Source organism: Allobosea massiliensis, assembly GCF_042655245.1.
Lineage (GTDB): Bacteria > Pseudomonadota > Alphaproteobacteria > Rhizobiales > Beijerinckiaceae > Allobosea > Allobosea massiliensis.
Genome location: NZ_JBHSLU010000051.1, coordinates 108,637 through 135,121, shown reverse-complemented (window position 1 = coordinate 135,121; position 26,485 = coordinate 108,637). Strand labels below are relative to the sequence as shown.

Annotated in this window: 25 protein-coding genes; 7 read left to right on the top strand and 18 right to left on the bottom strand. The window is 68.3% G+C overall.

The annotated features are described in order from the left end of the window. Positions 1-11: 11 nt before the first annotated feature. The 4 genes from ACFPN9_RS16920 to ACFPN9_RS16905 form a co-directional block, all read right to left on the bottom strand. Positions 12-812 carry a MetQ/NlpA family ABC transporter substrate-binding protein gene (locus tag ACFPN9_RS16920; RefSeq protein WP_377817280.1) on the bottom strand — a complete coding sequence of 267 codons (801 nt, stop codon included), beginning with the start codon at positions 810-812 and terminating at the stop codon, positions 12-14. 178 nt (positions 813-990) lie between these two features. Next, positions 991-1,671, bottom strand: coding sequence for a methionine ABC transporter permease (locus tag ACFPN9_RS16915; RefSeq protein WP_377817278.1), 681 nt, complete (start codon positions 1,669-1,671; stop codon positions 991-993). After that, positions 1,661-2,770 carry a methionine ABC transporter ATP-binding protein gene (locus ACFPN9_RS16910; protein WP_377817277.1) on the bottom strand — a complete coding sequence of 370 codons (1,110 nt, stop codon included), beginning with the start codon at positions 2,768-2,770 and terminating at the stop codon, positions 1,661-1,663. Before ACFPN9_RS16910 ends, ACFPN9_RS16915 begins: the two co-directional genes overlap by 11 nt. A 61-nt stretch (positions 2,771-2,831) precedes the next feature. Continuing rightward, positions 2,832-3,095 carry a hypothetical protein gene (locus tag ACFPN9_RS16905; RefSeq protein ID WP_377817276.1) on the bottom strand — a complete coding sequence of 88 codons (264 nt, stop codon included), beginning with the start codon at positions 3,093-3,095 and terminating at the stop codon, positions 2,832-2,834. A gap of 460 nt (positions 3,096-3,555) precedes the next feature. Between ACFPN9_RS16905 and ACFPN9_RS16900 the strand changes: the two genes are divergently transcribed. The 4 genes from ACFPN9_RS16900 to cysK all read left to right on the top strand — a co-directional run bounded on the left by ACFPN9_RS16900 (position 3,556) and on the right by cysK (position 6,874). Next, the gene (locus ACFPN9_RS16900) at positions 3,556-4,839 is read left to right on the top strand and encodes a phosphopantothenoylcysteine decarboxylase domain-containing protein (protein WP_377817275.1); all 1,284 of its coding nucleotides are present in this window, start codon (positions 3,556-3,558) and stop codon (positions 4,837-4,839) included. Then, positions 4,836-5,342, top strand: a complete 507-nt coding sequence (gene dut / locus ACFPN9_RS16895; RefSeq protein WP_377817274.1) for a dUTP diphosphatase — start codon at positions 4,836-4,838, stop codon at positions 5,340-5,342. Before ACFPN9_RS16900 ends, dut begins: the two co-directional genes overlap by 4 nt. Beyond that, positions 5,339-5,791 (top strand): RrF2 family transcriptional regulator, encoded by a 453-nt coding sequence (locus tag ACFPN9_RS16890; RefSeq protein ID WP_377817273.1) that lies wholly within the window; start codon positions 5,339-5,341, stop codon positions 5,789-5,791. The genes dut and ACFPN9_RS16890 overlap by 4 nt, the downstream gene beginning before the upstream one ends. 96 nt (positions 5,792-5,887) lie before the next feature. Next, positions 5,888-6,874, top strand: coding sequence for a cysteine synthase A (gene cysK, locus ACFPN9_RS16885; protein WP_377817272.1), 987 nt, complete (start codon positions 5,888-5,890; stop codon positions 6,872-6,874). A 66-nt stretch (positions 6,875-6,940) separates the two neighbouring features. Here the strand turns inward: cysK and ACFPN9_RS16880 are convergent, their stop codons facing one another. From ACFPN9_RS16880 to ACFPN9_RS16850, 7 genes are all read right to left on the bottom strand, one after another. Next, positions 6,941-8,311: a sensor histidine kinase gene (locus ACFPN9_RS16880; protein ID WP_377817271.1), complete on the bottom strand. Its 1,371-nt coding sequence runs from the start codon at positions 8,309-8,311 to the stop codon at positions 6,941-6,943. A gap of 56 nt (positions 8,312-8,367) precedes the next feature. Next, positions 8,368-8,805: a hypothetical protein gene (locus ACFPN9_RS16875; RefSeq protein ID WP_067993017.1), complete on the bottom strand. Its 438-nt coding sequence runs from the start codon at positions 8,803-8,805 to the stop codon at positions 8,368-8,370. Between the two features lie 4 nt (positions 8,806-8,809). Beyond that, the gene (locus tag ACFPN9_RS16870) at positions 8,810-9,172 is read right to left on the bottom strand and encodes a DUF883 C-terminal domain-containing protein (RefSeq protein ID WP_066718209.1); all 363 of its coding nucleotides are present in this window, start codon (positions 9,170-9,172) and stop codon (positions 8,810-8,812) included. Positions 9,173-9,296: 124 nt separating this feature from the next. Next, on the bottom strand, positions 9,297-10,430 hold the full coding sequence (locus ACFPN9_RS16865) for an AI-2E family transporter (protein WP_377817270.1): 1,134 nt from the start codon (positions 10,428-10,430) through the stop codon (positions 9,297-9,299). Between the two features lie 76 nt (positions 10,431-10,506). Further along, the gene (polA, locus tag ACFPN9_RS16860; RefSeq protein WP_377817269.1) at positions 10,507-13,557 is read right to left on the bottom strand and encodes a DNA polymerase I; all 3,051 of its coding nucleotides are present in this window, start codon (positions 13,555-13,557) and stop codon (positions 10,507-10,509) included. 109 nt (positions 13,558-13,666) lie between these two features. Further along, positions 13,667-14,596 (bottom strand): dihydrodipicolinate synthase family protein, encoded by a 930-nt coding sequence (locus ACFPN9_RS16855; protein WP_067993026.1) that lies wholly within the window; start codon positions 14,594-14,596, stop codon positions 13,667-13,669. 41 nt (positions 14,597-14,637) lie between these two features. Next, on the bottom strand, positions 14,638-15,324 hold the full coding sequence (locus tag ACFPN9_RS16850) for a fumarylacetoacetate hydrolase family protein (protein ID WP_377817268.1): 687 nt from the start codon (positions 15,322-15,324) through the stop codon (positions 14,638-14,640). Positions 15,325-15,562: 238 nt separating this feature from the next. On the opposite strand from ACFPN9_RS16850, the gene ACFPN9_RS16845 reads away from it, so the two are divergent. Continuing rightward, entirely contained in the window at positions 15,563-15,772 is a 210-nt protein-coding gene (locus tag ACFPN9_RS16845) for a cold-shock protein (protein WP_066718201.1), read from the top strand. 204 nt (positions 15,773-15,976) lie between these two features. Here ACFPN9_RS16845 and fhuF read toward each other — a convergent pair whose 3' ends face one another. The 4 genes from fhuF to ACFPN9_RS16825 form a co-directional block, all read right to left on the bottom strand. Beyond that, positions 15,977-16,726, bottom strand: a complete 750-nt coding sequence (fhuF, locus tag ACFPN9_RS16840) for a siderophore-iron reductase FhuF (protein ID WP_067993030.1) — start codon at positions 16,724-16,726, stop codon at positions 15,977-15,979. A 6-nt stretch (positions 16,727-16,732) separates the two neighbouring features. Further along, positions 16,733-17,968, bottom strand: coding sequence for an MFS transporter (locus ACFPN9_RS16835; RefSeq protein ID WP_377817267.1), 1,236 nt, complete (start codon positions 17,966-17,968; stop codon positions 16,733-16,735). After that, positions 17,965-20,064 carry a TonB-dependent siderophore receptor gene (locus tag ACFPN9_RS16830; protein WP_377817266.1) on the bottom strand — a complete coding sequence of 700 codons (2,100 nt, stop codon included), beginning with the start codon at positions 20,062-20,064 and terminating at the stop codon, positions 17,965-17,967. The genes ACFPN9_RS16835 and ACFPN9_RS16830 overlap by 4 nt, the downstream gene beginning before the upstream one ends. Before the next feature lie 224 nt (positions 20,065-20,288). After that, positions 20,289-21,527, bottom strand: coding sequence for a multidrug effflux MFS transporter (locus ACFPN9_RS16825; RefSeq protein WP_245282340.1), 1,239 nt, complete (start codon positions 21,525-21,527; stop codon positions 20,289-20,291). A gap of 235 nt (positions 21,528-21,762) precedes the next feature. Here ACFPN9_RS16825 and ACFPN9_RS16820 point away from each other — a divergent pair, with 235 nt between their 5' ends. Beyond that, positions 21,763-22,482, top strand: a complete 720-nt coding sequence (locus ACFPN9_RS16820; RefSeq protein WP_377817265.1) for a hypothetical protein — start codon at positions 21,763-21,765, stop codon at positions 22,480-22,482. Positions 22,483-22,491: 9 nt separating this feature from the next. Here the strand turns inward: ACFPN9_RS16820 and ACFPN9_RS16815 are convergent, their stop codons facing one another. The 3 genes from ACFPN9_RS16815 to ACFPN9_RS16805 form a co-directional block, all read right to left on the bottom strand. Next, a complete protein-coding gene (locus tag ACFPN9_RS16815; RefSeq protein WP_377817264.1) occupies positions 22,492-23,466 on the bottom strand; it encodes a lysylphosphatidylglycerol synthase domain-containing protein in 975 nt (324 codons plus the stop codon). A 160-nt stretch (positions 23,467-23,626) separates the two neighbouring features. After that, positions 23,627-24,202, bottom strand: a complete 576-nt coding sequence (locus tag ACFPN9_RS16810) for a hypothetical protein (RefSeq protein ID WP_197426548.1) — start codon at positions 24,200-24,202, stop codon at positions 23,627-23,629. 29 nt (positions 24,203-24,231) lie between these two features. Then, complete coding sequence (locus ACFPN9_RS16805; protein ID WP_377817263.1) at positions 24,232-25,986, bottom strand: ABC transporter ATP-binding protein/permease; 1,755 nt, start codon at positions 25,984-25,986, stop codon at positions 24,232-24,234. A 183-nt stretch (positions 25,987-26,169) separates the two neighbouring features. Between ACFPN9_RS16805 and ACFPN9_RS16800 the strand changes: the two genes are divergently transcribed. Beyond that, a complete protein-coding gene (locus ACFPN9_RS16800) occupies positions 26,170-26,478 on the top strand; it encodes a plasmid stabilization protein (RefSeq protein WP_377817262.1) in 309 nt (102 codons plus the stop codon). Positions 26,479-26,485: the final 7 nt, after the last annotated feature.

Genomic DNA, 26,485 nt, shown 5'->3' with positions numbered 1-26,485 from the left:
GAGGAACGGGGTTACCAGCCGGCGAGCACGTTGCCCTTGAAGCGCTCGGCGACGAAGGCCTTGATCTCCGGCGACTGATAGGTCTCGACCAGCGTCTTGACCCAGGGCTTGTCCTTGTCGGCAGCGCGGACCGCGATGACGTTCACATAGGGCCCCTTCGGGTCCTCGCGCAGGATCGCCGAGGTCGGCTCAATCTTGGCGTCGACGGCATAGTTCGTGTTGATCGCGGCGGCGGCGACATCGGTGAGGGTACGCGGGGTCTGCGCCGCCTCGACCTCGATGATCTTCAGCTTCTTCGGGTTGGCGACGATGTCGACCGGGCCCGGCTTGAAGCCGACGCCATCCTTGAGCTTGATCACGCCCTTGTCCTGCAGCAGCAGCAGCGAGCGGCCGCCATTGGTCGGGTCGTTCTGGATTGCGATCGACGCCCCATCCGGCACATCGGCCCAGCTCTTGTACTTCGACGAGTAGATGCCGAGCGGGAAGTTCACGGTCAGGCCGACGCTGACGATCTTGAAGCCGCGATCCTTCACCTGGTTGTCGAGATAGGGCTGGTTCTGGAAGGAGTTGGCCTCCAGCTCGCCGGCGTCGAGCGCCTGATTGGGCACGACATAGTCGGAGAACTCGACGATCTTGAGATCGATGCCCTTCTTGGCGAGCAGCGGCTTCACCTGTTCGAGGATTTCGGCATGGGGGCCGGGCGAGACGCCGATGCGAACGATCTGCGGGGTCTGGGCGAGCCCGGGGACGGCGAGGGTAAGCGCGGCGAGTGCGGTCGCGGCCAGAGCGGTACGGCGGGTGAGGATGGTCATGCGGTCGGTTCCTTCAGTTGGGATGGGTATCGCTCAGCCCTCATCCTGAGGAGCCGCGGCACGCGGCGTCTCGAAGGATGCTCCAGCTTGCGCGGGAGCCTCCTGGAGTATCCTTCGAGACGCGCTCCTGCGGAGCGCTCCTCAGGATGAGGGCTGAAGGCGGGTTGAGTGGTGTGGTTCAGGCGTGACGCAGGCGCTTGTTGAGCCGGCGGGCGAGGCGGTCTCCGACCGTCTGGACGGTCTGGACGAGGACGATGAGGACGGCGACGACGGCGGCCATGACCTCGGGCATGAAGCGCTGGTAGCCATAGCGGATGCCGAGATCGCCGAGCCCGCCGCCGCCGACCGCGCCGACCATGGCCGAGAAGCCGATCAGGCTGACGATGGCGAGGGTCAGACCCAGCGCGATCGCCGGCAGCGCCTCGGGGACCAGCACCTTGCGGACGATCTGCAGCGGCGTCGCCCCCATGGCGCGGGCGGCCTCTACGAGGCCCTGATCGACCTCGCGGATCGCGCCCTCGATCAGGCGGGCGATGAACGGCGTCGCGGCCACGGTCAGCGGCACGATCGCGGCCTGGGTGCCGATCGAGGTGCCGGCGATCAACCGCGTGAAGGGAATGATCGCCACCACGAGGATGATGAAGGGGGTCGAGCGCGTGGCGTTGACCAGCGTTCCGAGCACCGTGTTGAGGATCGGAGCCGCGAAGAGTTCGCCGCGCTTGCTGGTGGCGAGGAAGACGCCGAGCGGCAGGCCGAGCACGGTGCCGAGGCCGGCGGCGACCGCGACCATCTGCAGCGTGTCGAGCGTCGCCTGCAGGATCAGCGCGGCGATCTGGGGCGAGATGATCTCAGGAAACATGGCCGATGACCTCCGCCTTGAGTTCCAGGCCGTTGAGCGCGCCGAGCACGGCGGCGAGCTCGGGCTCGCGCGTCGGCACCGAGACGAGCAGGCTGCCGAAGGGCTTGCCGGCGATGGCGTCTATACGGCCGGCGAGGATGTTGACGTCGACGCCGATGGTGGAGCTGAGCCGGCTGATGACCGGTGCGGTGGCGTTCTCGCCGGTGAAGGTGATGCGCAGCACGGTCTGGTCGCCCGGCCGGGCTTCCTTGCGGATGCGCCCCTCGAGATAGGCGGGCAGTTCGACGCCGGTGACCGCCTCGACGAAGCGGGCCGTGGTCGGGTGCTGCGGACGCGTCAGCACGGTGAAGACGTCGCCCTCCTCGACGATGCGGCCGTCCTCGATCACCGCGACGCGGTCGCAGATCTCCTTGATCACCGGAATCTCATGGGTGATCAGCAGGATGGTGATGCCGAGATCGCGGTTGACCTGTCGCAGCAGCGCCAGGATCGACCTCGTCGTCTCGGGGTCGAGCGCCGAGGTGGCCTCGTCGCAGAGCAGCACTTTCGGGTCGGTGGCGAGCGCGCGGGCGATGCCGACGCGCTGCTTCTGGCCGCCGGATAGTTCGGCCGGGTAGCGCCCGCGCTTGTCGGCGAGGCCGACGAGATCGAGCAGCCGCGCGACCTTGTCCTCGATCTCCGCCTTCGGCGTGCCGGCGATCTCGAGCGGCAGCGCGACATTGTCGAAGACCGTGCGCGAAGACAGCAGGTTGAAGTGCTGGAAGATCATGCCGGTCGCCCGCCGGCGGCTGCGCCAGCCGGCTTCGGTGAGGCCGGTGACGTCCTCGCCCTCGATCAGGAGGCGGCCGGAGGTCGCGCGCTCCAGGCCGTTGACCAGGCGAATCAGGGTCGACTTGCCGGCGCCCGAGCGGCCGATCACGCCGACGATGGCGCCCTTGGGCACGTCGAGATCGATGCCGGAGAGCGCAGCCACCGCGCCCTGCCCGTCCCGGGACGGGTAGGTCTTGCCGATCTGCGCGAAACGGATGATCGGCGCGGCCGGGTCCGGTGCGGGAGAGGTGTCGACGCGAAACGCGTCGGGTTTGACGGGGGCGTTCATCATGACCTCGGCAGGAGCCCGACCAGAGCGGGCGCGTGTTCGTGCGGGTTCATCGGTAACGTCAGGACGCCATGGCCCAGCCACGGCCGCGGCGGCTGCCGGCGAGTTGCCGCGCCGCGCGCTCGGCGGCGCCGGGCGTGGCGAAGCGATGGCCTTCGAGCGCATCGAAGGCGGAGGCGGCGGAAATGAAGGTGAAGAAGCGCTCCTCGCCGCGCCTGCTGACGAGACCGGCCTGGGTCTCGCCGATCTCGATGACATAGGCCTGCTGGCTGCGCGGCGGCTGGCCCTGCTCGGGCCGGCCCGCACCGGAAAGACTGGCATTCATGACGGAACTCCCGCCGCATCTGCGGCGCTGCTGGACATCGGGGACTTTCGGAAAGCTCGCCTGGCGAGCGTCTCGACGGTCAGAGTCGACAGCGGCCGGATTCGGTGCGGGCGAGGGCGGGACGCAAGGTCGTGTCGATCATGTTCGTCTCCTGTCGATGGAGCCCACGACCGCGTCGTGGCGCTTTAGCGTTTGGTGACGCGGCGCAAGCTGCTCGCTCAAATCCCCGCGGTCGCCGGGCCAAGCCGACGACACAGTCAAGATGATGCGCCGCGTCCTGTTTGTCAACTCGATCGTTCTTTTAAAGAAACAAGGAGGCACGAGGCCCGGCTGTCCTGCCCGCCTCGCCATGGAGAAAAATCTTCTCTGCCGGTCGATCCCGGGCGCTCGCGCGAGGTGACGCGGCGGCATGACAGGCGCCCCCCTGCGGTGCTAGGAAGCAGCGTCCCGGGGTCCAGGAATGTCAGCCTTGTCCGCCTCCCGCTCCATCCTGCTGATCATCGGCGGCGGCATCGCCGCCTATAAATGCCTCGAGCTGATCCGGCGGCTCAAAGATCGCGGCATCGCCGCGCGCTGCATCCTGACCAAGGCCGGGCAGGAGTTCGTGACGCCGCTTGCGGTGTCCTCGCTGGCCGGCGAGCGCTGCTTCACCGATCTGTTCTCGCTGACGGACGAGGCCGATATCGGCCATATCGCGCTGTCGCGCTCGACCGATCTGCTGGTGGTCGCGCCCGCGACCGCCGACCTGATCGCCAAGATGGCGAACGGACTCGCCAACGACCTCGCCTCGACGGCGTTGCTGGCGACCGACAAGCGCGTGCTCATCGCCCCCGCCATGAACCCGCGCATGTGGCAGCATCCGGCGACGCGCCGGAACATGGCGCAGCTCGAAAAGGACGGCGTGCTCGTCGTCGGCCCCAATTCCGGCGCCATGGCCGAACGCGGCGAGAGCGGGCCGGGCCGCATGGCGGAGCCGCCCGAAATCATCGCCGCCATCGAACTCGCGCTGGCCGGCGAAGCCGCGAACCCGCAGCGCGCCATCGGCTTTCTCGGCCGCCTGCCGAGCGCCGCCGACACGCCAGGGCCGCTGGCGGGGCAGCATGTGCTCGTGACGTCCGGCCCGACGCACGAGGCGATCGACCCGGTGCGCTACATCGCCAATCGCTCCTCCGGCAAGCAGGGCCACGCCATCGCCGCTGCTGCGGCCGCCGCAGGTGCGCGCGTCACGCTGGTTTCGGGGCCGGTCGCCCTGCCCGACCCCGAAGGCGTCGAGACGGTGCATGTCGAATCCGCCCGCGACATGCTCGCCGCCGTCGAGGCCGCGCTGCCGGCCCAGATCGCCATCTTCACCGCCGCCGTCGCCGACTGGCGCGTGGCGACGGAAGCGCCGGAAAAGATGAAGAAGGATGGCGGCGCCCTGCCGCCACTCGCGCTGGTCGAGAATCCCGACATTCTGGCCACGATCGCGCGCCGGACGGACGGGCGGCCTGATCTCGTCATAGGCTTCGCCGCCGAGACGGAGAACGTCGTCGCCCATGCCCAGGCGAAGCTCGCCCGGAAGGGCTGCGATCTCATCGTCGCCAATGATGTCGGCGGTACGGGCGTCATGGGCGGCGATGCCAACACCGTGCATCTGGTGACGCCCGAGGGCGTCGAAAGCTGGCCGACCCTGGCGAAATCCGAGGTCGCCACGAGGCTTGTCGGCCACCTCGCGCGGCTCGCCCCGAAGCGGCCTGCGGCATGAGCGGGCCGGTCGAGGTCGCCTTCCAGCGGCTGGCGCATGCGACGGGACTGCCGCTGCCGGGCTATCAGAGCGCCGGTGCGGCGGGTATGGATCTGCCGGCGGCGCTGGCGGAGGGCGAAACCCTGGCGCTGGCGCCGGGTGCTCGCGCGCTGATCCCCACCGGGTTTTGCCTCCATCTTCCCGAGGGCTACGAGGCGCAGGTGCGGCCCCGCTCCGGGCTCGCCGCCCGGCATGGCGTCACGGTCCTGAACGCGCCCGGTACCGTCGACAGCGACTATCGCGGCGAGATCAAGGTGATCCTGATCAATCACGGGCAAGCGCCTTTCCCGATCCGGCGCGGCGACCGGATCGCGCAGCTCGTCGTCGCGCCGGTCTCCCAGGCCTTCGCGCGCGAGGTGACTGCGCTGCCCGCCAGCGAGCGTGGCACCGGCGGCTTCGGCTCGACGGGCGTCGCCGGCGCTATTTCTCCTCGCGTCCCCCCTCTCGCGGATCAAACGGCATGATGCTTCTCTCCCGGCGCAGCCAGCTCGCCATTGCTGCCGTCGTCGATATCGCCCTGCACGCCCGCCCCTCCCCGGTTGCGGCCAAGCTGCTCGCCGCGCGCCATGATCTGCCGCCGCGGCATCTCGAAACGCTGCTGCAGGCGCTTGTGCGGGTCGGCATCCTGAAAGGTGTCCGCGGCCCGCGCGGCGGCTACGAACTGGCGCGCGAGCGGCGCCGGATCACCGCCGGCGACATTGCGCGCGCGGCGATGCAGGAGACCGGCGATGACGGGCTCGGACCGGCGCCGCGTTCGATCCTGGTCGAGGAGGTGATCGGACCGGAGGTCGCGCGGGCGTCACGGGCCTTTCTGTCCGTTCTCGACGGCGTCACGATCGAGGAGCTCTGTCATCGGGCCCAGGCTTCGGGTGGCGTTCCGGCCACAGAAGCAAGAGCCGATTTTACAATCTAGTTCTGTTGTTTTTTGGTTTTATCGACATGGGATGTGAAATCTGCTAACGTCGGTTTCGACCTTGCGGGCCGCGAGCCTGCGCAGCAGGAGCATCCGATGACCGACGCCGTGAGCATGACGGACTCCGCCCAGGGCAAGGCCCCCGGGCGCGGCCGTATCTACAACTCCATCACCGACACGATCGGCGATACGCCACTGGTCAAGCTGAACCGGTTGCCGGCCGAGCGTGGCGTCAAGGCGACGATCCTGGCCAAGCTGGAATTCTTCAACCCGATCTCGAGCGTCAAGGACCGCATCGGCGTCAACATGATCGACGCGCTGGAGGCGTCGGGGACGCTGAAGCCGGGCGGCACGCTGATCGAGCCGACCTCGGGCAACACCGGCATCGCGCTCGCCTTCGTCGCGGCGGCGCGCGGCTACCGCCTGATCCTGGTAATGCCCGAGACGATGTCGCTGGAGCGGCGCAAGATGCTGGCCCTGCTCGGCGCCGAGCTCGTGCTGACACCGGGCCCCGGCGGCATGCGCGGCGCGGTGGCACGGGCGGAGGAGCTCAAGGCCGAGATTCCGGGCGCGATCATCCCGCAGCAGTTCGAGAACCCCCACAATCCGGAGATCCACCGCAAGACCACGGCCGAGGAAATTTGGAACGACACCCAGGGCAAGGTCGACATCTTCGTCTCCGGCGTCGGCACGGGTGGCACCATCACCGGCGTCGGCCAGGTGCTGAAGGCCAAGAATCCGGGTGTGAAGATCGTCGCCGTCGAGCCGGAGGATTCCCCGGTGCTGTCTGGCGGTGCGCCCGGCCCGCACAAGATCCAGGGCATCGGCGCCGGCTTCGTCCCCGGCATCCTCGACCGCTCGGTGATCGACGAGGTCGTGACCGTCGGCAACCAGACCTCCTTCGAGACCTCGCGGGCGCTGGCGAAGCATGAGGGCATCCCCGGCGGCATCTCCTCGGGCGCCGCGATCGCGGCTGCGCTCGAAGTCGGGGCGCGGCCGGAAAATGCCGGCAAGACGATCGTCGTGATCATCCCGTCCTTCGCCGAGCGCTACATCTCAAGCGCCCTGTTCGAAGGCCTCTGAGCGCGACGCACGTCTCGATGGATGCCAAAGGCCCGGCCTCTCGCCGGGCCTTTTTTGCGTCTGGGCTTAGTCGCGCTTGGGAAAATGCAGAGTGATGCGTGTCCCTGGCCGAGGGCCGCCTTCCGTCACCGCTGTTGCCGTCATCGTCGCCTGCATGCTGCGCAGCAGGCTGGCGAGGACGGTCTGTCCGAGTCCCTTGGCTTCGATCTCGGCGGGCATGCCGACGCCGTCATCCTCGACGGTCAGGGCCAGCCCCGGGATGCCGTCCACCGTCTGGTGCGCGAAGCGGATGACGATCCGCCCCGGCAACCCATCCGTGAAGGCGTGCTTGATGGCGTTGGTGACGAGCTCGTTGACGATCACCACGAAGGAGACCGCATCGCGCCCGGGAAGGCGGATCTCGTCCATGGCGAGGGCGATCTCGATCGGCCGGCCCTCCGCCGCCTTGCCGATTTCGGCCAGCAGATCCTCCATGTAGGGCCGGGCCTCGATCTCGTCGGTGTCGAGGTCGAGCCGCAGGCGGCGCTGGCCGGCGGCAATCGCCTGGATGCGGGACTGGGCCTGCTGGAGGGCGGCGCGGACCGCAGGCTCGCGGCTCTGGCGGCTCTGGACGCTGAGCAGCGCCGAGACCATGGCGAGGTTGTTGCCGACGCGGTGGTTCACGTCGCGCAGCAGCGCCTCGATGCGCAGCCGCTCGTTCTCAAGCTCGCGGGTGCGATCGCCGACCAGCCGCTCGAGCTCCGCATTGCTCTCGGCGAGCGAGAGGCTGCGCCTCTGGCGGATGCGCAGCTGCTGCCAGGCGGCGAAGGCGAGTCCCGCCAGCGCCACGACGATGCCGACGCTGGCGAGGAGGCGCCGCCGCTCCTCGTTGCGGTTGAGCGAGACGAGGCGGACGTTCTCGGCATGCTGGAGTTGCTGCACGAGGTCGCGCAGGGCGTCCATGGCGCCGATACCCTTGCCCTGGCGGATGACGGCGAGCGCCTCCGGCTGCCGGCCGGCCCGCATCAGCGCCACGGTCGAATCCAATTCGTCGAGCTTGCGTTCCAAATGTTCGCGCAAGGCGGCGACGCGCTTCTGCTGATCGGGATCGCCCTCGACCAGCCGGTCGAGCGTCTCCAGCGCCGGCAGGACGGCGCCGCGGCCTTCCGTAAAGGGCTGGAGATAGCCCGAGAGCCCCGTGAGCAGATAGCCGCGCTGCCCGGTCTCGGCATCCCGAAGATGGCCGAGGAAGCGTTCCGCATGCTCACGCAGGGCGGTGGCCCGCGTCACCCGCTCGGCGGTATGCTGGGCCTGGAGGTTGATCCAGGCCGCAAGCACGACCGCCAGCGCGACCACGCCGATGGCGACGACCGTCGTGGTCGCGGAGCGCAGCCTCGCCTTGAGCGCCGGGATCGCGGGTATCGGAAAGCGTGTGCGGGGCCTCGCCTGAATCGCCATGCGCTTCGTTCTATCGGGCGCGGCCCCAAACCCCTACGTCAAATGACAGGCCCGCCTCAGGCATTGCCCTCATCGGCGTCGTCGCCGGTGAAGAACTGCCGGCCGAGCAGAGCACCCAGAACCACGACCCCGCCGACCGCTGCCAGGCGCCAACCCTTCTTCGAGGACAGGCCGGAGCCGACGATCTTGGCGGCCAGCGGCGCAGCCACCAGCGCGGTGGCGGCGATCGGCCGGCGCGGCCGCGGCCGGTTCTTGACGTAGAGCGCAATGCCCATCGTCAGCAGGCCGAGGACGAACAACCCGGCAGCGACGATGAGGCTGGCCTCCGCCGAGCCGTAGCGCAGCGCCAGGACCGTGTGCAGCGCTGCCACCAGATAGCCGCCGGCGCAGAGCAGCAGAAGCAGCCCGAAGGCCAGCAGACCGTAGACGGTGGCGTTGCGGCGCACGGCACCGGACACTTCCGTCGCGATATAGGCGCCGATTCCCCCCAGCATGGGATCAGCGCGCCGACAGGAAGCCGACGAACAGGCCGACAGCCGCCGCCAGACCGAGGGCGCGCAGCGGACGCTCGCGGATTTCGTCCTCGATGAGGCGCTGCAGCTCGCTGGCCTGCTCCTTCGCGACATCGGCCATGCGGTCGGTATCGACTCCGACCGAGCGCAGCTTCTCGCCGACGGTCGCCACAAGATCCTCGGCGCCGCGGGTCAGGCTCTCCTCGATCGCGCCGGCCTCGCGCTTGACCTTCGCGGCCGTCTCCCGGGCCTCGCCGGCGATCTCCTCGGCGCCGGAGACGACCTCGTCCTTGACGCGCTTGGCGGCGGAGGCGGCCTGGCGCTTTGCGGAAGTGGTGGTGGTGGCCATGTCGCTCATCCTGTCATTGCCTCGTGAAGTGTTCGATCGCGAACGGGGGGAGCGGCCGACCCAAGCCGGACCGCTCGATACCGACGCCAACGCGACGGCTGCCCTGGTGTTCCCCGCCCGCCTCTCAGGTGGGAGCCGGCGCCTGCTCCCCGGCCTGGGCGGCGCGATAGCGGGCGAACTCCTCCTGCGCCACCATGGCGACGAGCAGGATCGGAGTCGAGAGGACCGCGCCGACCGGACCCCAGAGCCAGAGCCAGAAGATGAAGCCGATAAAGACGAGGAAGGGTGAGACCGTCAGGCGGTTGCCGACGAAGACCGGCGTCACCGCGTTGCCCTCAATCAGATGAATCACGAAATAGGCTGCCGCCGGCCAGATCGCGGCAAGCGCCGACGGCGCGTCGATCAGCGCGCCGGCGAACAGGGTCGCGGTCACGATGATCGGGCCGATGAAGGCGAGATAGTTGAGGATGAAGGCCAGCGCCCCCCAGAAGACAGGATAGGGCAAACCGGCGAGCCAGGCGATGCCCATGGTCAGCAGGCCCATGCCGAGATTGATCACGGTCACGAGGGTGAAGTAGCGCGCGACGCGGGACTCGATCTCCTGGAAGAAGGCACCGGCAGATTTGCGGGCACCGCGGCCGAGACAGAGGCGCAGCGCGCGGGCCTTGAGGTGGCGCCGCGTGGCCAGCCAGAAATAGACGGTGGCGACAAAGATCAGCATCCCTCCGGCGATGGCCGAAGAGGACATGGCGAGATCGATCAGCGGATTGCCCTGCGAGATGCTGAGCTCGGTGCCGCTCTTGCCCATGAGGGAGCCGATCGCGGCCTTCGCGTCCTCCATCATGACGAAGATGCCGGCGAGCTTGCTCTTGAGCGCCGCCACCATGGCGGGCCCCTGATCGCTCCAGCCGGCCACCGGCACGGCCAGCACCATGATGGCCGAGACGATCACCGACAGAAAGGCGAGCACCACGATCGCAGCCGCCAGATGCTGCGGCACGCTGCGGCGTACGAGTGCGTCCACGGCCGGCCCGAGCACGAGCCCGAAGATGATGCCGGCCGTGATCGGCAGCGCGATGACCCGCGTCAGATAGAGCGCGGCCGTGGCCAGAATGACGAAGATGCCGATGATCGTGTAGCGGACGATGAGATCATGCTCGGAGGGCGTGACGTCCTCGTGGAGATCGTCGGCGACGTCCTCGACCTCGGGCTCCGCCATATAGCGCGGGAACGGCCTCCAGGCTGATGTGTTGAGCATGATTCCGATTCCGACGCGCGGCTGCGCCCCCCGGCGCGTGCGGAATCAGAACGTCGCTTTGCCGGGGAAGGTTCCGCTAGTGCGCCTCGTCCCAGTTGCCGGCGGCGCGGGCATCGACCTGCAGCGGGACCCGCAGCTGCACCGCCGGATGGGGCGCCTCGACCATGACCTTCGTGATCACCGGCAGCGCCGCCTCGACCTGCGCGTCCGGCACCTCGAAGACGAGTTCGTCATGCACCTGCAAGAGCATGCGGACATCGAGCCTCGCCGCCGCCAGCGCGTCCTCCATACGGATCATGGCGCGGCGGATGATGTCGGCGGCCGAACCCTGGATCGGCGCGTTGATCGCCTGGCGCTCGACGAAGGCGCGCTCGGAAGGGTTCTTCGAGGCGACCGCCGGGAAATGGCAGATCCGACCGAAGATCGTCTCGACATGACCGTTGGCGCGCACGAAGGTCTTGGTCTGCTCCATATAGTCCCGGATGCCGGGGAAGCGCTCGAAGTACTTGCGGATATAAGCGCTCGCCTCCTCCCGCCCGATGCCGAGCTGGTTGGCGAGGCCGAAGGCCGAGATGCCGTAGATGATGCCGAAATTGATCGCCTTGGCGCGGCGGCGGACCTCGCTCGGCATGCCCTGCACGGGCACGCCGAACATTTCGGAGGCCGTCATCGCATGGATGTCGATGCCGTCGGCGAAGGCCTGCCGCAGCTGCGGGATCTCGGCGATATGCGCGAGCAGCCGCAGCTCGATCTGGCTGTAATCGGCCGAGACCAGCTTGTAGCCCTTCTCCGCGACGAAGGCCGTGCGGATCTTGCGGCCGGCCTCGGTGCGGATCGGGATGTTCTGCAGATTGGGCTCTGAGGAGGAGAGCCGGCCGGTGGTCGTCGCGGCCAGCGCGAAGGAGGTGTGCACGCGCTGGGTCTGCGGGTTCACATAGGCCGGTAGCGAGTCGGTGTAGGTCGATTTCAGCTTGGCGAGCTGGCGCCATTCCAGGATCTTGGCCGGCAACGGGTGGCCCTGCTCGGCCAGTTCCTCGAGCACGCCGGCACCCGTCGCCCATTGGCCCGTCGCGGTCTTCTTGGCGCCCGACAGGCCCATCTTGCCGAAGAGGATGTCGCCGAGCTGCTTGGGGGAGCCGATGGTGAACTTCTCGCCGGCGATCTCGTAGATCTCGTCCTCGAGCCGCGCCAGCGACTGGGCGAAATCGCCCGAGAGGCGCGACAGGATCTGCCGGTCGATCGCGATGCCATGCGCCTCCATGCGGGCGAGCACGGCGATCAGCGGGCGCTCCAGCGTCTCGTAGACGGTGGTGCGGCCTTCCGCGGCGAGACGCGGCTTCAGGGTGCGCCAGAGCCTCAAGGTGACGTCGGCATCCTCGGCGGCATAGTCCGTCGCCTTGTCGAGCGCGACCTTGTCGAAGGTGACCTGCGCCTTGCCGGTGCCAGCGACCTGGCCGAAGGTGATCGTCTCATGGCCGAGATGCAGCTCGGAGAGCCGGTCCATGCCGTGGCTGTTGTTGCCGGCATCGAGGGCGTAGGAAATCAGCATCGTGTCATCGATGGGCGCGACGTCGACGCCGTAGCGCTTCAGCAGGACGAGATCGTATTTCAGGTTCTGCCCGATCTTGATCACGCCGGGGTCGGCGAGCAGCGGCTTCAGCGCCGCCAGCGCCTGATCGATCGGAATCTGCCCCTCCAACATGCCGCCGCCGAAGAGATCGCTGCCGCCGCGATGCTGCAGCGGGATGTAACAGGCCTTGCCCGGCGCGACCGCCATCGAGATGCCGACGAGATCGGCCTGCATCGGGTCGATCGCGCTCGTCTCGGTATCGATCGCGACATGACCGGCCTCATAGGCCGCGGCGATCCAGCGCTCCAGCACGGCCAGATCACGCACGCATTCATAGGCCGTCCGGTCGATCTTCGCCGCCAGCGCCTCGTTCTTGCGGGCGGCGGCGAGGTCGGCCGGCTTCAGCCAGCCATCGCCTCCGTTCGCCGCGACCGGCTGGGTGACCGCCGCCCGCGCCATCTCGGCCACGGAAGGCGCTTCCTCGGCTGCGTCAGCGCCGGCATAGAGCGCCTTGAGCTCGGCCGCGCGCGTGCTGCCCGGCGCCAGATCGGCGGCGGCTTCGATCGCCGCGACATCGGCCTCATAGGCCTCGGCCACGCGCTTGGTGATGGTGGTGAATTCCATCGCCTTGAGGAAGGCGATGAGCCGGGCGGGATCGGGCTGGCCGAGCGTCAGGTTCTCGATGGGCGTCTCGACCGCGACATCGTCGACCAGCGAGACCAGCTTGTGGGAGATGCGGATCTTCTCGACGATCTCCGGATTGGTCAGGGTCTCGCGGCGCTTGGGCTGCTTGATCTCGCCGGCCCGCGCCAGCAGCGTCTCGAGGTCGCCATACTCACCGATGAGCTGGGCCGCGGTCTTGATGCCGATGCCGGGCGCGCCCGGCACATTGTCGGTGGCGTCGCCGGCCAGCGCCTGCACATCCGTGACCTTGTCGGGCGTGACGCCGAAATACTCGACGACCTCGGGCTCGCCGATCTTGCGCTCGGCGCGGAAGCCCGCGCCCTTCTTGGCGTCGCCGGAGGCAGGATCGTACATCGCCACGCCCGGCCGGACGAGCTGCATCAGATCTTTGTCGGCCGAGACGATCAGCACGTCGGCGCCGGCCTCGCGCGCCTGTTTCGCATAGGTCGCGATCAGGTCGTCGGCCTCGTAGACGTCCTGCTCGACCGGCAGCAGGCCGAAGGCGCGCACCGCCTCCCGCATCAGCGGGAATTGCGGGATCAGGTCCGGCGGCGGATCCGAGCGGTTGCCCTTGTAGGCGGGGTAGATCGCCTTGCGGAACGAGTTCTCGGATTTGTCGAAGACAATGGCGAGATGGGTCGGGCGGATGCCGAGCACGCCCTCGCGCACGAACTGGAAGAGCTTGGTGGCGAAGAGCCGGACCGCGCCGGAGGGCAACCCGTCCGAGCGGACATTGTATTTCCGGTCTTGGTTGATCGACTGGAAATAGGCCCGGAAGATGAAATTGGAGCCGTCGACCAGGAAGAGATGATCGCCGGGCTTCAGGGCGGGCCCTGTGGGGGTCTCGGCGGCGGTGCTGGCTGTCTCGCTCATGGCGCGGACCATAGTGGCCCGGCGCAGCCCGTGTCCATCGGCGCGGGAGGCCGATCCGCAAGATGCTGTCAGGAGCGGGGCCGCCCCGTGAGGCGGCCCCTTGTGCCGATCAGAGCGCGGCGCGCGGGTCGGTCTTCGCGACGCGCGCGAGCAGATAGTCGACTTCGGTCTTGGCCAGGGCGCTGATCGCCGAGCCCGGCTTGCGCTGCGCGTCGCTGGCGAGGATGCCGCGCTTCATCAGCGTGTATTTGCGAACCGCGAGGCCGGCACCGAGCTGCTGCTCGTAGCGCAGCAGCGGCAGATGCGCGTCGAAGATGTCATGCGCCTCGTCGCGCTTGCCGGCCTTCTGCAGTTTCACGACGTCGATCAGCAGTTCCGGGAAGGCGTAGCCGGTCATCGCGCCGTCGGCGCCGCGCTCCATCTCGAAATCGAGGAAGAGGCCGCCATTGCCGGTGAGGATCGAGATCGGGCGAAGCGAACCCTCCTTCTGGAACTTGCGGAGCGTCGAGATCTTCTCCAGCCCCGGCCAGTCCTCGTGCTTGAGCATGACGCAGGAGGGATTGTCGGTGACGATCTTGCGGATCACGGCCGGCGTCATCACCACCGAGAGCGTCAGCGGATAATCCTGGATGACGAAGGGGATGTCGGTGCCGATCGCCTCGACGGCCTGGGCGTAGTAGCCGGTGATCTGGTCGTCGGTGCGCAGGCTCGGCGGCGGCGCGATCATGACGCCGGCAGCGCCCAGCTCCATCGACTGGCGCGCCAGCGTGCGCATGGCGGCGAAGCCCGGCGCCGAGACGCCGACGATCACCGGCTTGCCCGGCATGCCGGCCACCGCCGTCTTGACGATGCGCAGCGATTCCTCCGGCTCGAGCTTGGGCGCCTCGCCCATGATGCCGAGCACCGTCGTGCCGTCCGAGCCGATCTCGTCATAGAAGGCGAAGAGCTTCTCGGTCGAAGCCCAGTCGACGGAGCCATCCGGATTGAACGGGGTCGGCGCGATCGGGAAGACGCCAGCGGCGTCGGCGGTCAGGGTCATGGACACGGCTTTCCTGCGGGATGGAGACGGGTTGGGGCGGCTCAGGCGATCCGGGTGCGGACGGTGCCGACGCCGGCGATCTCGCCTTCGAGCACGTCGCCGCGGACGACCGCCGCGACGCCTTCCGGCGTGCCGGTGAAGATCAGGTCGCCGGGCGCGAGCTCGACCAGCCCGGAGAGATAGGCGATCGTCTCGGGCACGTTCCAGATCTGCTTGGCGAGGTCCGAGCTCTGGCGCGGCACGCCGTTGACGACGAGTTCGATCTTGCCGGCGGCGGGATGGCCGATCTGGCTGGCGGGGGCGATCTCGCCGATGGGGCCGGAGAGATCGAAGCCCTTGGCCATGTCCCAGGGACGGCCGGCCTTCTTGGCGGCGGCCTGGAGATCGCGGCGGGTCATGTCGAGGCCGGCGGCATAGCCGAAGACATGGGCGAGCGCGTCGGCCTCGGCGATATCCTTCCCGCCGGTGCCGATGGCGACCACCAGCTCCATCTCGTGGTGGAGATCGGCGGTCTTGGTCGGATAGGGCGTGTCGGCGCCGTTGATGACCAGCGCGTCGGCGGGCTTGGTGAAGAAGAAGGGCTCCTCGCGGTCGGGATCGCCGCCCATCTCGCGGGTGTGTTCGGCGTAGTTGCGGCCGACGCAGAAGACGCGGCGCACCGGGAACATCCCGCCGCCCGCCACCGGCACGGCCGTCACCGCCGGCGGATCGATCACGTAAGTCGTCATGGGGAGGCTCTCCTGCGCTCTTGTCGGCGTCGTTCATGCGTGAGCGCGGCGCGGCGGGCAAGGCCCCCGCCCGCGCCCTGCCTTGCTCCTGCGGCATGTCGCGCCGGCCGGACCGGCGCAGCTCAAGATGATTCAAATTCTCGTTGTGCGGCGCGTCATTGCAACCGGAGCGAATTGCCCCCTACAGTAGGTTCGGCTCGGCATGTGCCGGGCTGAACTGAGACCGAAGGAACATCACGTGGCCACAGGTACTGTGAAATGGTTCAACGAGACCAAGGGTTATGGCTTCATCACCCCTGATCAGGGCGGACAGGACGTGTTCGTGCATATCAGCGCGGTCGAGCGCTCCGGCATGCGCGGCCTGAACGAGGGCCAGAAGATCAGCTACGATCTCGAGGCGGACCGCAAGACCGGCAAGTCGTCGGCCGTCAATCTCAAGACGGCGTGAGTTGACTGCGAGACGGGAGGCCGATCGGCGGCGTCGCTTCCCGAGCCACTGCGAATCTCTCTCGATCTACCCGGACTGAAGACGATTCCCGGCATGCCCGTCGCCTCGATGGCGGCGGTGAGGTTTCCCGAAAGACAAGGCCAGGCCTCCGCGAGCGGAAGGCGGCCACTCCCTCCCCGATCCGTTGCATCCCATCCGGGCGTCTCACGCCGCGGCGGCGCGTGAGTGTCGTGGCAGCGGGCAGAACGAGCCGCAATCGGCCATGCCGGGCAGCAGATAGCGCAGGCAGCAGATCTTCCGCTGGCAGTTCTCCATCGGCGCGAGTGCGGAGGGCCGCAGGGCGCCGTCGAGCGGGTTTTTCCGGCCTGCCGACGTGAGGGCCGCGGTCAGCAGCGCCTGGGCCTCGGCCAAACCCTGGCGATCGACGCGCGGATCGGCCGCGCATTGCTGGACACTCCAGGCCAGGCTGACGGCGGCATTGTTCCAGAGCAGCTTCGCCGAGACCCCGAAATGGCCCGCGAGTAACGTAATCAGCGGGGAGACATGCCTCTCGATCAGGGATTCGAGCCCAACCTTCGCCGGGCGGGGCGGGAGCGGATGCTCGGGCGGGATCACGACGCCGGCCGTGCAGCCATTGTCATGCAGGGCGAAGCGCCCTCCTTCGAGGGCGACCGGCAGGCCGACCCCGCCCAGAAGCTGGACCACCGTGGCCGGGACAATCGTGTTGGAGAAGTGCCACTGGCTCCACATCGAAACGATGGCGCGCGGCTCGCCGCCGGCTTGGGTCGCGCCGAAGCGGTCGATCAGCTCGCGCAACGTGGCCAGTTCCAGCAGGCGGCGCCCGTCCAGATGCGCCGCGCCGTCATCGACGCGCAGGCTGCCGGCGAAACGGGCCAGATCCCCCGCGAAGAGGCCAGCCAGATCGAACGCCGCCGGAACCGGGACCGGGGCCATGGCCTCTCAGCCTGCCTGCGCGCGCGCGAAGCGCGGGATCAGCGTCGACACGCCGAGGGCGAGCACGGCGGCGGCGGCGAAGCAGGCGGCATAGCCCAGCCTGTCGCCCGCATATCCCGCGATGCGCCAGCCGACGAGGCTGACGATCGAATCCATGCTCTGGAACAGGGTGAAATCGACGCCGGCCTGGTCGAGCGAGGCGCGGCCCATCAGCTCCGAATAGAGCGCGACGAAGCCCAGTGCGAGCGTGCCGGCCGAGGCGAGATAGATCGCCATCAGCGCCACCGGCGCATCGAGCTTCAGATGGGCGACGACGGCGAAGGCGAGCATGACGAGCATCTGGATGCCGAGCGTCCAGCCCATCACGCGATAGGCGCCGATGCGACGCAGGATCCAGCCGCCGCCGAGCGCGCCCGCCAGCCCGAGCGCGGTGACGCCGAGCCCGTTCAGCGTGCCGATCGCGGTGAGGCTGAGGCCGGCATCGACCAGGAAGGGGCCGACCAGCAGCATCGACACCTTCTGGCCGAGCACATAGAGCGCGACCAGAGCGAGGCCGGAGCGGATCTCGGGGCGCTTCAGGGCCTGCTTGAGCGACTGGGGCGGCTTGTCCTGGCGGGCCGCCACCGCGCCGTCCGGCGTCAGCAGGAAGGGGGCCGCGAGCGCGACCAGCGCGCAGGCCATGACCAGCGTCGCCGGCTGCCAGCCCCAATGGTCGATCAGGACGAGGAAGAGGCCGCCGCCGATCGCCGAGCCGAGATAGGCGCCGCCGACCTGGGCGGCATTGGCCCAGCCGCGGTCGCGCTCGGCGAAACTCTCGACCGCATGGCCGTCGCAGGCGATGTCGATCGTGGCCGACGAGAAGGAGGCCACCATCATGGCGACCGTCAGCGGCCCGAGCGCGGTCGGGCCGATCAGCGCGCAGGCGATGACGGCCCCGACCGCGAAGGCGCCGAAGAGCGCGATCGCGCTGCGCGAGCGCCGCACCCCGCCATGGGGCGAGCGGAAGCGCTCCACCGCCGGAGCCCACAGGAACTTGAAGGACCAGGGCAGGACGGTGAGCAGGATGAAGGCGATGTCGTCGAGCGAGGCGCCGCTCTTGCGCATCACCGCCGGCAGGCCGGTGAAGATGACGCCGCCGATGACGCTCTGCGCCACGTAGAGCCCGCCCAGCCCGACGACGAGCCGGGCAACCGGGCCCCGGTGCGCAGCGTCGGCGAGGGCCGCGCCCGCCGCCGCGCTCACCAGCGGTACCGCAGGCTGGCGAGGACCTTGCGGCCCTGGTTGAAGTAGCAGTAGCCAGCGGTGCAGACCTGATCGACCTTGTCGAGCAGGTTCTGGGCGTTCACCTGCGCGCTGATGCCCTTGAGCTTCGGATCGAGCTTCTCGAAATCATAGGTCAGGCGGGCATCGACATAGGCCGTCGCGCTGTTGCGGATGATCAGCCGGTTGTAGTCGTCGCCGAAATTGGCGCCGGTGTAGCGCACGCCGGCACCGAGCCCGAGTCCGCGCAGCGGACCGGTGGCGATGTCGTAGCCCGCCCAGACCGAGAAGGCGTGCTTGGGCACACTGTTGATCTGGTTGCCGACCGTGTCGGGCGAGAGCTTGGTGATCTCGGTGTCGGTATAGGCGTAGGAAGCCTGCAGGCTCACCCCGTTGCCGAGCGAGGTCGTCGCATCGATCTCGAAGCCGCGGGACTGGAAATCGAGCTGAGTCTGGCGGTTCACTGCATCGACCACGGTGTAGACGATGCCGTCCTTCTGCTTCAGCCAGAAGACCGAGGCATTGATGAAGGCGTTGTAGCCCGGCACGGCATATTTCACGCCCGCTTCGGCCGTCTCTCCCTTGGTCGGCTTGGCGACGCCACCATTCAGCACCGTGCCGGGATTGGGGTTGAAGGAGGTGCCGTAGCTGACATAGGGCGTCAGCCCGAAATCGGTGACGTAGCTCAGCCCGGCGCGGCCGGTGAAGGCGCCCTCGTCCTGCTTGGAGGGCGCGGTGCCGGGCACGGTGTAGGTGCTCGAGAGCCAATCGTGCCGGCCGCTCAGCAGCAGGCGCCAGGGGCCCATCTTCATCTCGTCCTGGACATAGGCGCCGATCAGCGTCTGGCGCTGCTTCGTCGGCTCGGGCAGAGCCGGATCGGAGATGCTGGCGAAGTTGTAGCCGATCCGCGACCCGTAGCTCGCGCGGCCGATGTCGAGCCCGGTCAGGACCGTATGGCTGATCGGACCGGTGCGCAGGAGCATCTTGAGATAGGTGTCGGTCGAGATCGCATCGAGGTCTTCCTTGACGCGGCCGGCATAGGTGGTGGTGCCGAACTTTTCGTCTGTCGACAGCGTCGAGACGCGCAGGTTCTGGTGGACCGAGACCGTGTCCGAGAATTTGTGCTCGAACTCGTAGCCGATGCGGCCCTGCTTCTGGGTGAAGTCGTTATAGGCCGGGTTGAACAGGATCGTCCGCTTGGCGCCGACCGTGGGGAAGATCACCGTCCCGTCGCGCAGCCTGAAGCTGCCATAATTGTTGTCATAGGCGGTTGAGCCGCCGGTCTTCGAATCCATGTATTCGCCGAGGATGGTGAGCTTGGTGTTCTCGTTCGGCTTGAAAGTGATGGCGGGGGCGATGAAGAGGCGGTCGTCGGGGACGCCGGGCAGGCTGGTGTTCGACTCCCGCAGCAGGCCGGTGATCCGGTAGAGGACCGTGCCGGCCTGATTGGCCGGGCCGCCGAGGTCGAAATTGATCTGTCGGCGGTTGAAGGACCCGCCCTGGATCTCGACCTCGCCAAATCTCGTCTCGGTCGGGCGCTTCGAGATCGCGTCGATGATGCCGACGGAGGCGCTGGCGCCATAGAGCGAGGAGGCCGGGCCTTTGAGGATCGAGATCGACTCGAAGCCGTAGGGCTCCATGCGGAACAGGCCGCTCGGGCTGTTGAAGTTCCGCAGGCCGTCGCGGAAGACGCCGGTATAGGTGATGTCGACGCCGCGGATGGTGAAGCTGTCGAAGCGCGGGTCGAAGCCGTAGCCGCCGGTGCGGACGCCCGGCGTATAGCCCAGCGCCTCCGTCAGCGATTGCGGGCGGCGCTCCTCGAGTTGCTTCTGCGTGACCGTGTTGACGGTCTGGGGCGTCTCCGCGACGGGGGTCTCCGTCTTGGTGGCGGTCCGGCTGGTCTTGGGCACGAAACCGTCATTGGCGACGATGCCGGTGGCACCGCTACCGGGCCGACGCGCCGCTTCGCCCTGCACGACGATCTCGTCGAGCTGCTCGACGCGCGCCTGCTGGGCGCCGGCAGGCCAGGCTGGAACCAGGGCGGCAACAGCCGACAGCGCCATGATCGAGCGGTTCATTCCACGTCTCCGGAAGGTGATCTGCCCGGACCCGTAGCGCGATACACAGTCTCGGATCAACTCTGATCCGACATTGCGCTGTCGATTATTATATCAATACTTGTTTAGACAAATTAAAAGGTAAGACAATGACGATGGGTTATCTTTCTCGCCTCACTGTTTCCGGTCTTTCTCGAAACACCGACCGGTCCGCCGTGAAGCGCGCGCGTTCAACCCGTCACCCGTCAATGCCGCCCCGCCGATGGCCGAAACAGGCGCCCCTTTTCCGCCACCAGCACGATCCCGAGCGCCGCGACACCGCAGAGCGCCACGCTGAGTGTCAGCGGCAGCACGGTGCCGTCGAAATGCTGGCCGATGTAGAAGCCCAGCAGCGCGCCGACGATCGTCGTGACGAAGCCCTGGACTGAGGAGGCCGTGCCGGCGACATGGCCGAGCGGATCCATCGCCATGGCGCCGAAATTGGGCGCGACGAGCCCGAAGCAGAACATCGTACCGCCCTGCAGGATTGCGAAGCTCCACAGCGCTTCGTACCCAGACCAGGCGAGGAGGGCATGCAGCCCGGTCAGGCCGATATAGGCGAGCAAGGCGCCATGCGAGACGCGGCGCATGCCGAGCCGACCGACGATGCGCGAATTCAGCAGCGAGGCCGCGGCCATGAACATCGCGATCAGCGCGAAGATGGTGGTGAACCACTCCGGCGCGCGGAAAACATCAACGAAGACCTGCTGGGCCGAATTGATGAAGCCGAACAGTCCGCCGAGTACGAAGGCCATCGCCAGCATGTAGCCGACGGCGAGCCGCGTCGTCAGTGTGGTCCGGAACGCCGCGACCACTGTAGCGACCTCGATCGGCTTGCGATCCTCGGGCGCCTGCGTCTCGCGCAAGCGACGCATGGCCCAGAGCATGACCAAGGCCCCGAAGATCGTCAGCACGCCGAAGATCCAGCGCCAGGGCGCGACCCACAGGATCGCCTGACCGATCGACGGCGCGAGGATCGGGACAGCGAGAAAGACGATCATGGCGAGCGACATGACCCGAGCCATGTCGCGGCCGGAATAGCAGTCGCGCACGATCGAGACGACGAGCACGCGCGTCGCCGCGGCGCCGATGCCCTGGGCGACGCGCGCGGCCATCATCGTCTCGAAGGAGCCGGCGAAGGCCGCCGCGATGCTGGCCGCGACATAGACGATCAGGCCGAAGAGTAGGATCGGACGGCGCCCGAAGCGGTCGGCCAACGTACCATAGACGATCTGGGCTGAGCCGAAGCCGAGCAGATAAGCGGTGATGATCCATTGCCGCTCATTGGCGCCCGCGATTCCGAGCGCCTCCGCCATCTGGGGGAGCGCCGGCAGCATCGAGTCGATCGCCAGCGCATTGGCCGCCATCAGAGCGGCCATCAGGGCGACGAAGGAACGGAAGCTCATGCCGTGGCGGGGCCCGGCGGTCGTCGAAGCGTCGGTCATGGCAGCCTGTCTGGGCGCCTCACGCCTGACGGCGGGCGCAGATGATCGTAAGCCCCTGCCTGTCGCTCTAGGGCTTCGCGAAACGCGTGACAACCCGGCGATCTGGCCGCTTGTCATGCGCCTGATGCAAAAAATGGGACCGCGGCAGCGCCGCCCGCGCACCCGGTCGGGTCGCTGTTTCGCCGCTGAGGAGTGACCTGCTATCGTCGCGGCCAGTTGGGGGAGCCGTGATCCGATGGTCGATACAGGCGCGACGCGACGTGTCGCCGTGGCACAGGGCCTGATGACGGTCGAGGGGGGGTCCGATCGCTATGTGCAAGGCCTCGGCCGACCGCTCCGGCTCGTGGCGACGGGGCTTCGACCGATCGGCGGCTTTATCCTCCGCGACGGGCAGATCGAGGATGCGATGCGGCTGGAGGGCCGCGCGGAGCCAGACGTCGATCGGCTGATGCGGGTCGGCCATCCCGGTGAAGCGACATCGCTCGGCCTGACCATCCGCCCGGTGGCCGCGCTGGGCGAGGCGCGCGCCCTGATCGTTCTCAGCTTCGACGACGGGGCGGACAGGCCGGAAGAGGGGTTCCGGGCCGAAATCTTCACTCCGTTGGCGGTCTTCGATGCCCTCTCCAGTGCAGTTCGCGACGGAAGGGCGCAGCGACTGTCGATCGCGGCGATGACGAGCCTATGGGTGCGGGAGAGCGAGCGCGACGCCCCCGCCGGCTTGCCGGTGTCCTGGCATCTGGGGCTCGATGCCGAGGGACGGGCGAGCGAACCGGCGCGTGGCCTGGTCGAGAGCCTGGAGTGGCAGCCGACAGGCGTGAACCCCGTCACGGCCCCGGCCGCCATCGACGAGGAGCCCGAGGAGACGACGACGGATCTGCTCGCCCGCATCGACTGGAGCCTGAAGCAGATCGCGCTCGTCCTGCTGTTCCTGCTGATTGTGGTGGCGCTGAAGTGAGGGCCGGCCTCAGCGTTCGTGGCGGCGGATGCGCCTGATCATCTCGTTGAGGGCGAGCAGCACCAGAGCGAGGATGAAGGGCAGGATGTAATAGATGATGCGGAAGATCAGCAGCGCCCCGAGCACGGGCTCGAAGGGCAGGCGGCTGAGCGCCACCAGCATCGTCGCCTCGAAGACGCCGAGACCGCCCGGCGCATGGCTGGCGATGCCTACGAGGCAGGCGAAGACATAGACGGCCAGGAAGCTCGGATAGTCGATACCGTGCCCCCCCGGCAGCAGCACGAAGAGCACGGCCGCCGCCGCACAGACCTCCGCCGCGCCGAGGAACATCTGGCCCAGCGTGATGCCCAATCCCGGCAGAGGCAGGTTCCATCCGCGCACGCGGATGGTGCGCTCGCCGCTCGCGATCCAGACCAGATAGCCGAGGGTCCCGGCCGCGACGGCCGCCCCGACCGCCTGAACGACGAGCGGCGAGGTGCGCGCCAGAACCGCGACCGAGGGCGTGGCATAGAGCAGGCTGACGCAGAGGATGGCGCCGAGGCCGAGCCAGAAGGTCAGCCCCGCGATCACTGTGAGGCTTGCGACCTCGGACGCGCGCACGCCCTTCGGAGAATAGATCCAGTAGCGGACGGTGCCGCCGGTCACGATCGGAAAGCCGAGCGTGAAGGAAACCGAATAGCTGGTGAAGGAGGCGAGAGCGGTGGTGCGGTACGGGATCGACAGGCCGAGCCGTTTCAGCGCGAGCGCGTCGTAGCCCGTCAGCAGGAGATAGCTCAGCGCCGTGAAGCCGCAGGCGAGACCCAGCTGGCGCAGGCTCGCATTGGCGAAGGCGTTGGCCAGCTCGCCCGGTTGGATTTCGCGGACGATGTGCCAGAGCACCACCAGCGAGGCGCCGAAGATGATGACGCTGGCAAGCGGGCCGACCCACCACCAACGGCTGCGCCGGCGTGGCGGCATTCCAGGCTCGAGCGGGCCGAACGACATGCGCACTCATGACGGGTTCTGGCGCCGGCCGGAGAGCGGCGGCGCCGATTGCGGACACGAGGCGCCGAAGGGCCCCGGCCGCAGAGATAAAGCCTGTGCACCAATCCACAAGGCGGGACCGCCTGCCGAATGGGACCCATGAGCCCGGCGCGGGGGTGGCTCAGCCGGTCTTGCGGAACACCCGCAGCGTCTTGAACGAGGCAACCTCTTCGACAGCGGCGGTCTTAGCCCAGTCGGCGATGATGGGCTCCGCCGTCGCATAGGCGAAGGAGCCGGTGTAGAACAGCAGGTAGCCGCCGGCGTCGGTCTGGCCCGTGAACAGGTCGATCACCTCGCGGTCGGTCAGCGCTCCATAGGCATCGTTCGCTTCCGTCCTGAACTCGCAGGCATGGAAAAGGGTGACGATGTCGAAGCGCGGCAGCAGCTTCGCATTGCTGGTGTAGATGTCGCCGAAATAGGCGCTGTAGGTCTTGGTGATGGTCGGGTTGCCGGTCGCCAGTTTGACGAAGGCGTCGTATTCCTTGGGCGAGGCGGTGATGCCCAGCACCGTGCAGTCAAGCTCCGGCTCGGCACAGCGGATGCCGACATAGTGATGGCCGCCGGTCCCGAAGTGGTAGACGCGTTTGCCGGTGAGGCCGAGCTCCTCGAGCCATTCGACGAAATGCACGTCGCAGGGGCATTGCTCGACACGCAGGCCCCAGTAGACGTCCCAGATGTTCATCGCGGCAGCAGTCATCGTCTCAGGCTCCAGAGGGCGGTGAAGGGTCATTCGGCGGGTTCGGCATGGACCGATGCCGCGCAAGGCGCGACGCTATCGGAGGCCGGCTGGCGCTGTGCCATCCGCACCACCCCGCCGGCGCGCTTGAGGAGCAGGCGGTGGGTCGCGACCTCGGCGAAGCCGGCGCCCTGCCCGAAGGCGATGATGATGGCGTCCGGCCGGGCGGCGCGCAGCTGGCCGAGCAGCTCCAGCGCCGCGTCGGTGTCGAAGGCGCTCGTGGCCTCGTCCAGCAGGATGATGTCGGGCTGCTCGAGTTCGGCCCGCGCCAGGGCCAGGCGCTGCCGGTCGCCGGTGGCGAGTTCCCGATCCCAGTCGCGGGTCTCGTCCAGCGAGGGAGCGAGCGTCGAGAGGCCGTAGCGCCGCAACACCCCGTGGAGCTGCTCCTCCGGCAGGCTGTGGCCGGTTTCGAGCACGGCGCGCAGGCTGCCCTCCGAGAGATGCAGCTTGTGCGGCACGGCGGTGACGAAGGCATTGGACGGCAGGCCTATCTCGCCACGCCCCCAGGGCCAGAGCCCGGCCACGGCCTGGATCAGCGCCGCCTTGCCGAGACCGAGTTCGCCCGAGACGTGCAAGGTGGCACCCGGCGGCAGCGCGCAGGTGATGTCGGCGACCAGCGTCCGTCCGTCGCGGTCGATCAGGGTGATGTCGTCGAGGCGGAAGAACCCGTCCGCGCTCGGGGAGACGGCCAGATGCTCGCCGGGCGGCTCGCCGTCGATCCGCTCCAGCGCATCGGCGAGTTCGTTGACGCGCCGGGCTGCCGCCAGCCATTCGGCGATGCGCATGAAGTTGTCGAGCAGCCAGTTGAAGGCGTTCTGGACGGCGACGAAGGCGGCCGCGACCTGAACGACGCCGCCGAGCGACATCTCGCCGGAGAGATATTTCGGCGCAGCCAGGAGCAATGGCACCACCGGCACGAGCGCGCCGCTGCCATTGGTGATCCAGGTCAGCCGGCCGCGCTGGCGGATCATGGCGAGCCAGCGGCCGACGAGCCCGTCATAGGTCCGTGCCACGGCGAGGCGCTCGCCCGTCTCGGTGCGAGAGAGCGCGATCGTCTCGCCATGGTCGCGGATCCGCATCAGCGAGAAGCGCAGCCGCGCCTCGGCCTCGTTGCGCGCCGCGATCAGGCCGGGCAGGCGCCGGCCGACGATGGTGACGAGCAGAGAGACCAGGACGGCATAGATGATCGCCGCCAGAACGAGATAGGCCGGAACGACAAGGGTGGTGCCCCCGGTCTGGACCGTGAGCGCCCCGCCGATCTTCCAGAGGATTTCGATGAAGGTGATGATGGTGATGACCGCGGAGAGCAGCCCGATGGCGAAATCGACCACCGGCTCCGTTGCCCAGCGGACGTCGTCGGCAATGCGGTATTCGGGATTGGCCGGCTCATAGCCGGACAGGCTCAGGCGGAAGAAGCGGCGCTGGCCGACCCAGCGGTCGGCGAGCTTGGCCGTGACCCAGTGCCGCCAATGCACCTGGAAGGTCTCGCGTGCGACCAGGATCACCACGCCGAGCCCGGCCACGATCAGCACCAGCACGGGGAAGACGGCGACCGCGATCAGGGCGCTCTCGCTGTCGCGCTTCTCCAGCGCGTCGAAGAACCAGCCGTTCCAGCGATTGACGGTCACATTGGCAAAGACGCCGAGGATGATCGCGCAGCCCAGCAGCAGCGACCAGAACCAGGCGCGCCCGGCCTGCGCGCCGCGCCAGAAGCCGCCGGTGAGCCGCGCGAAGCGCAACGCCACCTGCCGGTCCCCCGGCACAGCTCCCCTACCCGGCGTCTCACCTGCCGCCCGCACGAACCCGACGATCCCCAACCGCCGGTTTTCCGGCCTTGGCGACAGGCTGGCCGCGGTCGAATGAACTCAGAATGAACGGGAACCGGAGCTGCAGCCCGGCGTTCCGCGACGACAGCAGGGAGATGGGCCATGCCACGCGGAGACAAATCGGATTACACCGACAAGCAGAAGCGCAAGGCGGAGCATATCGAGGAGAGCTACGAGGAGCGCGGCGTCGACAAGGAGGAGGCCGAGCGGCGCGCCTGGGCCACCGTCAACAAGGAGAGCGGCGGCGGCAACAAAAGCGGCTCGGGGCGCGGCAAGCCGGACAATCACAGCGCGGCGAAACGCGGTGGCGAGCGCGGCGGCAAGGCCTCCGCGTCGCGCAGCGCCGCGGAGCGCTCGGCTTCCGCCAAGAAAGCCGCCGCAACGCGCAAGAGACGCGCGGCGGCCTCCTGATCCGACG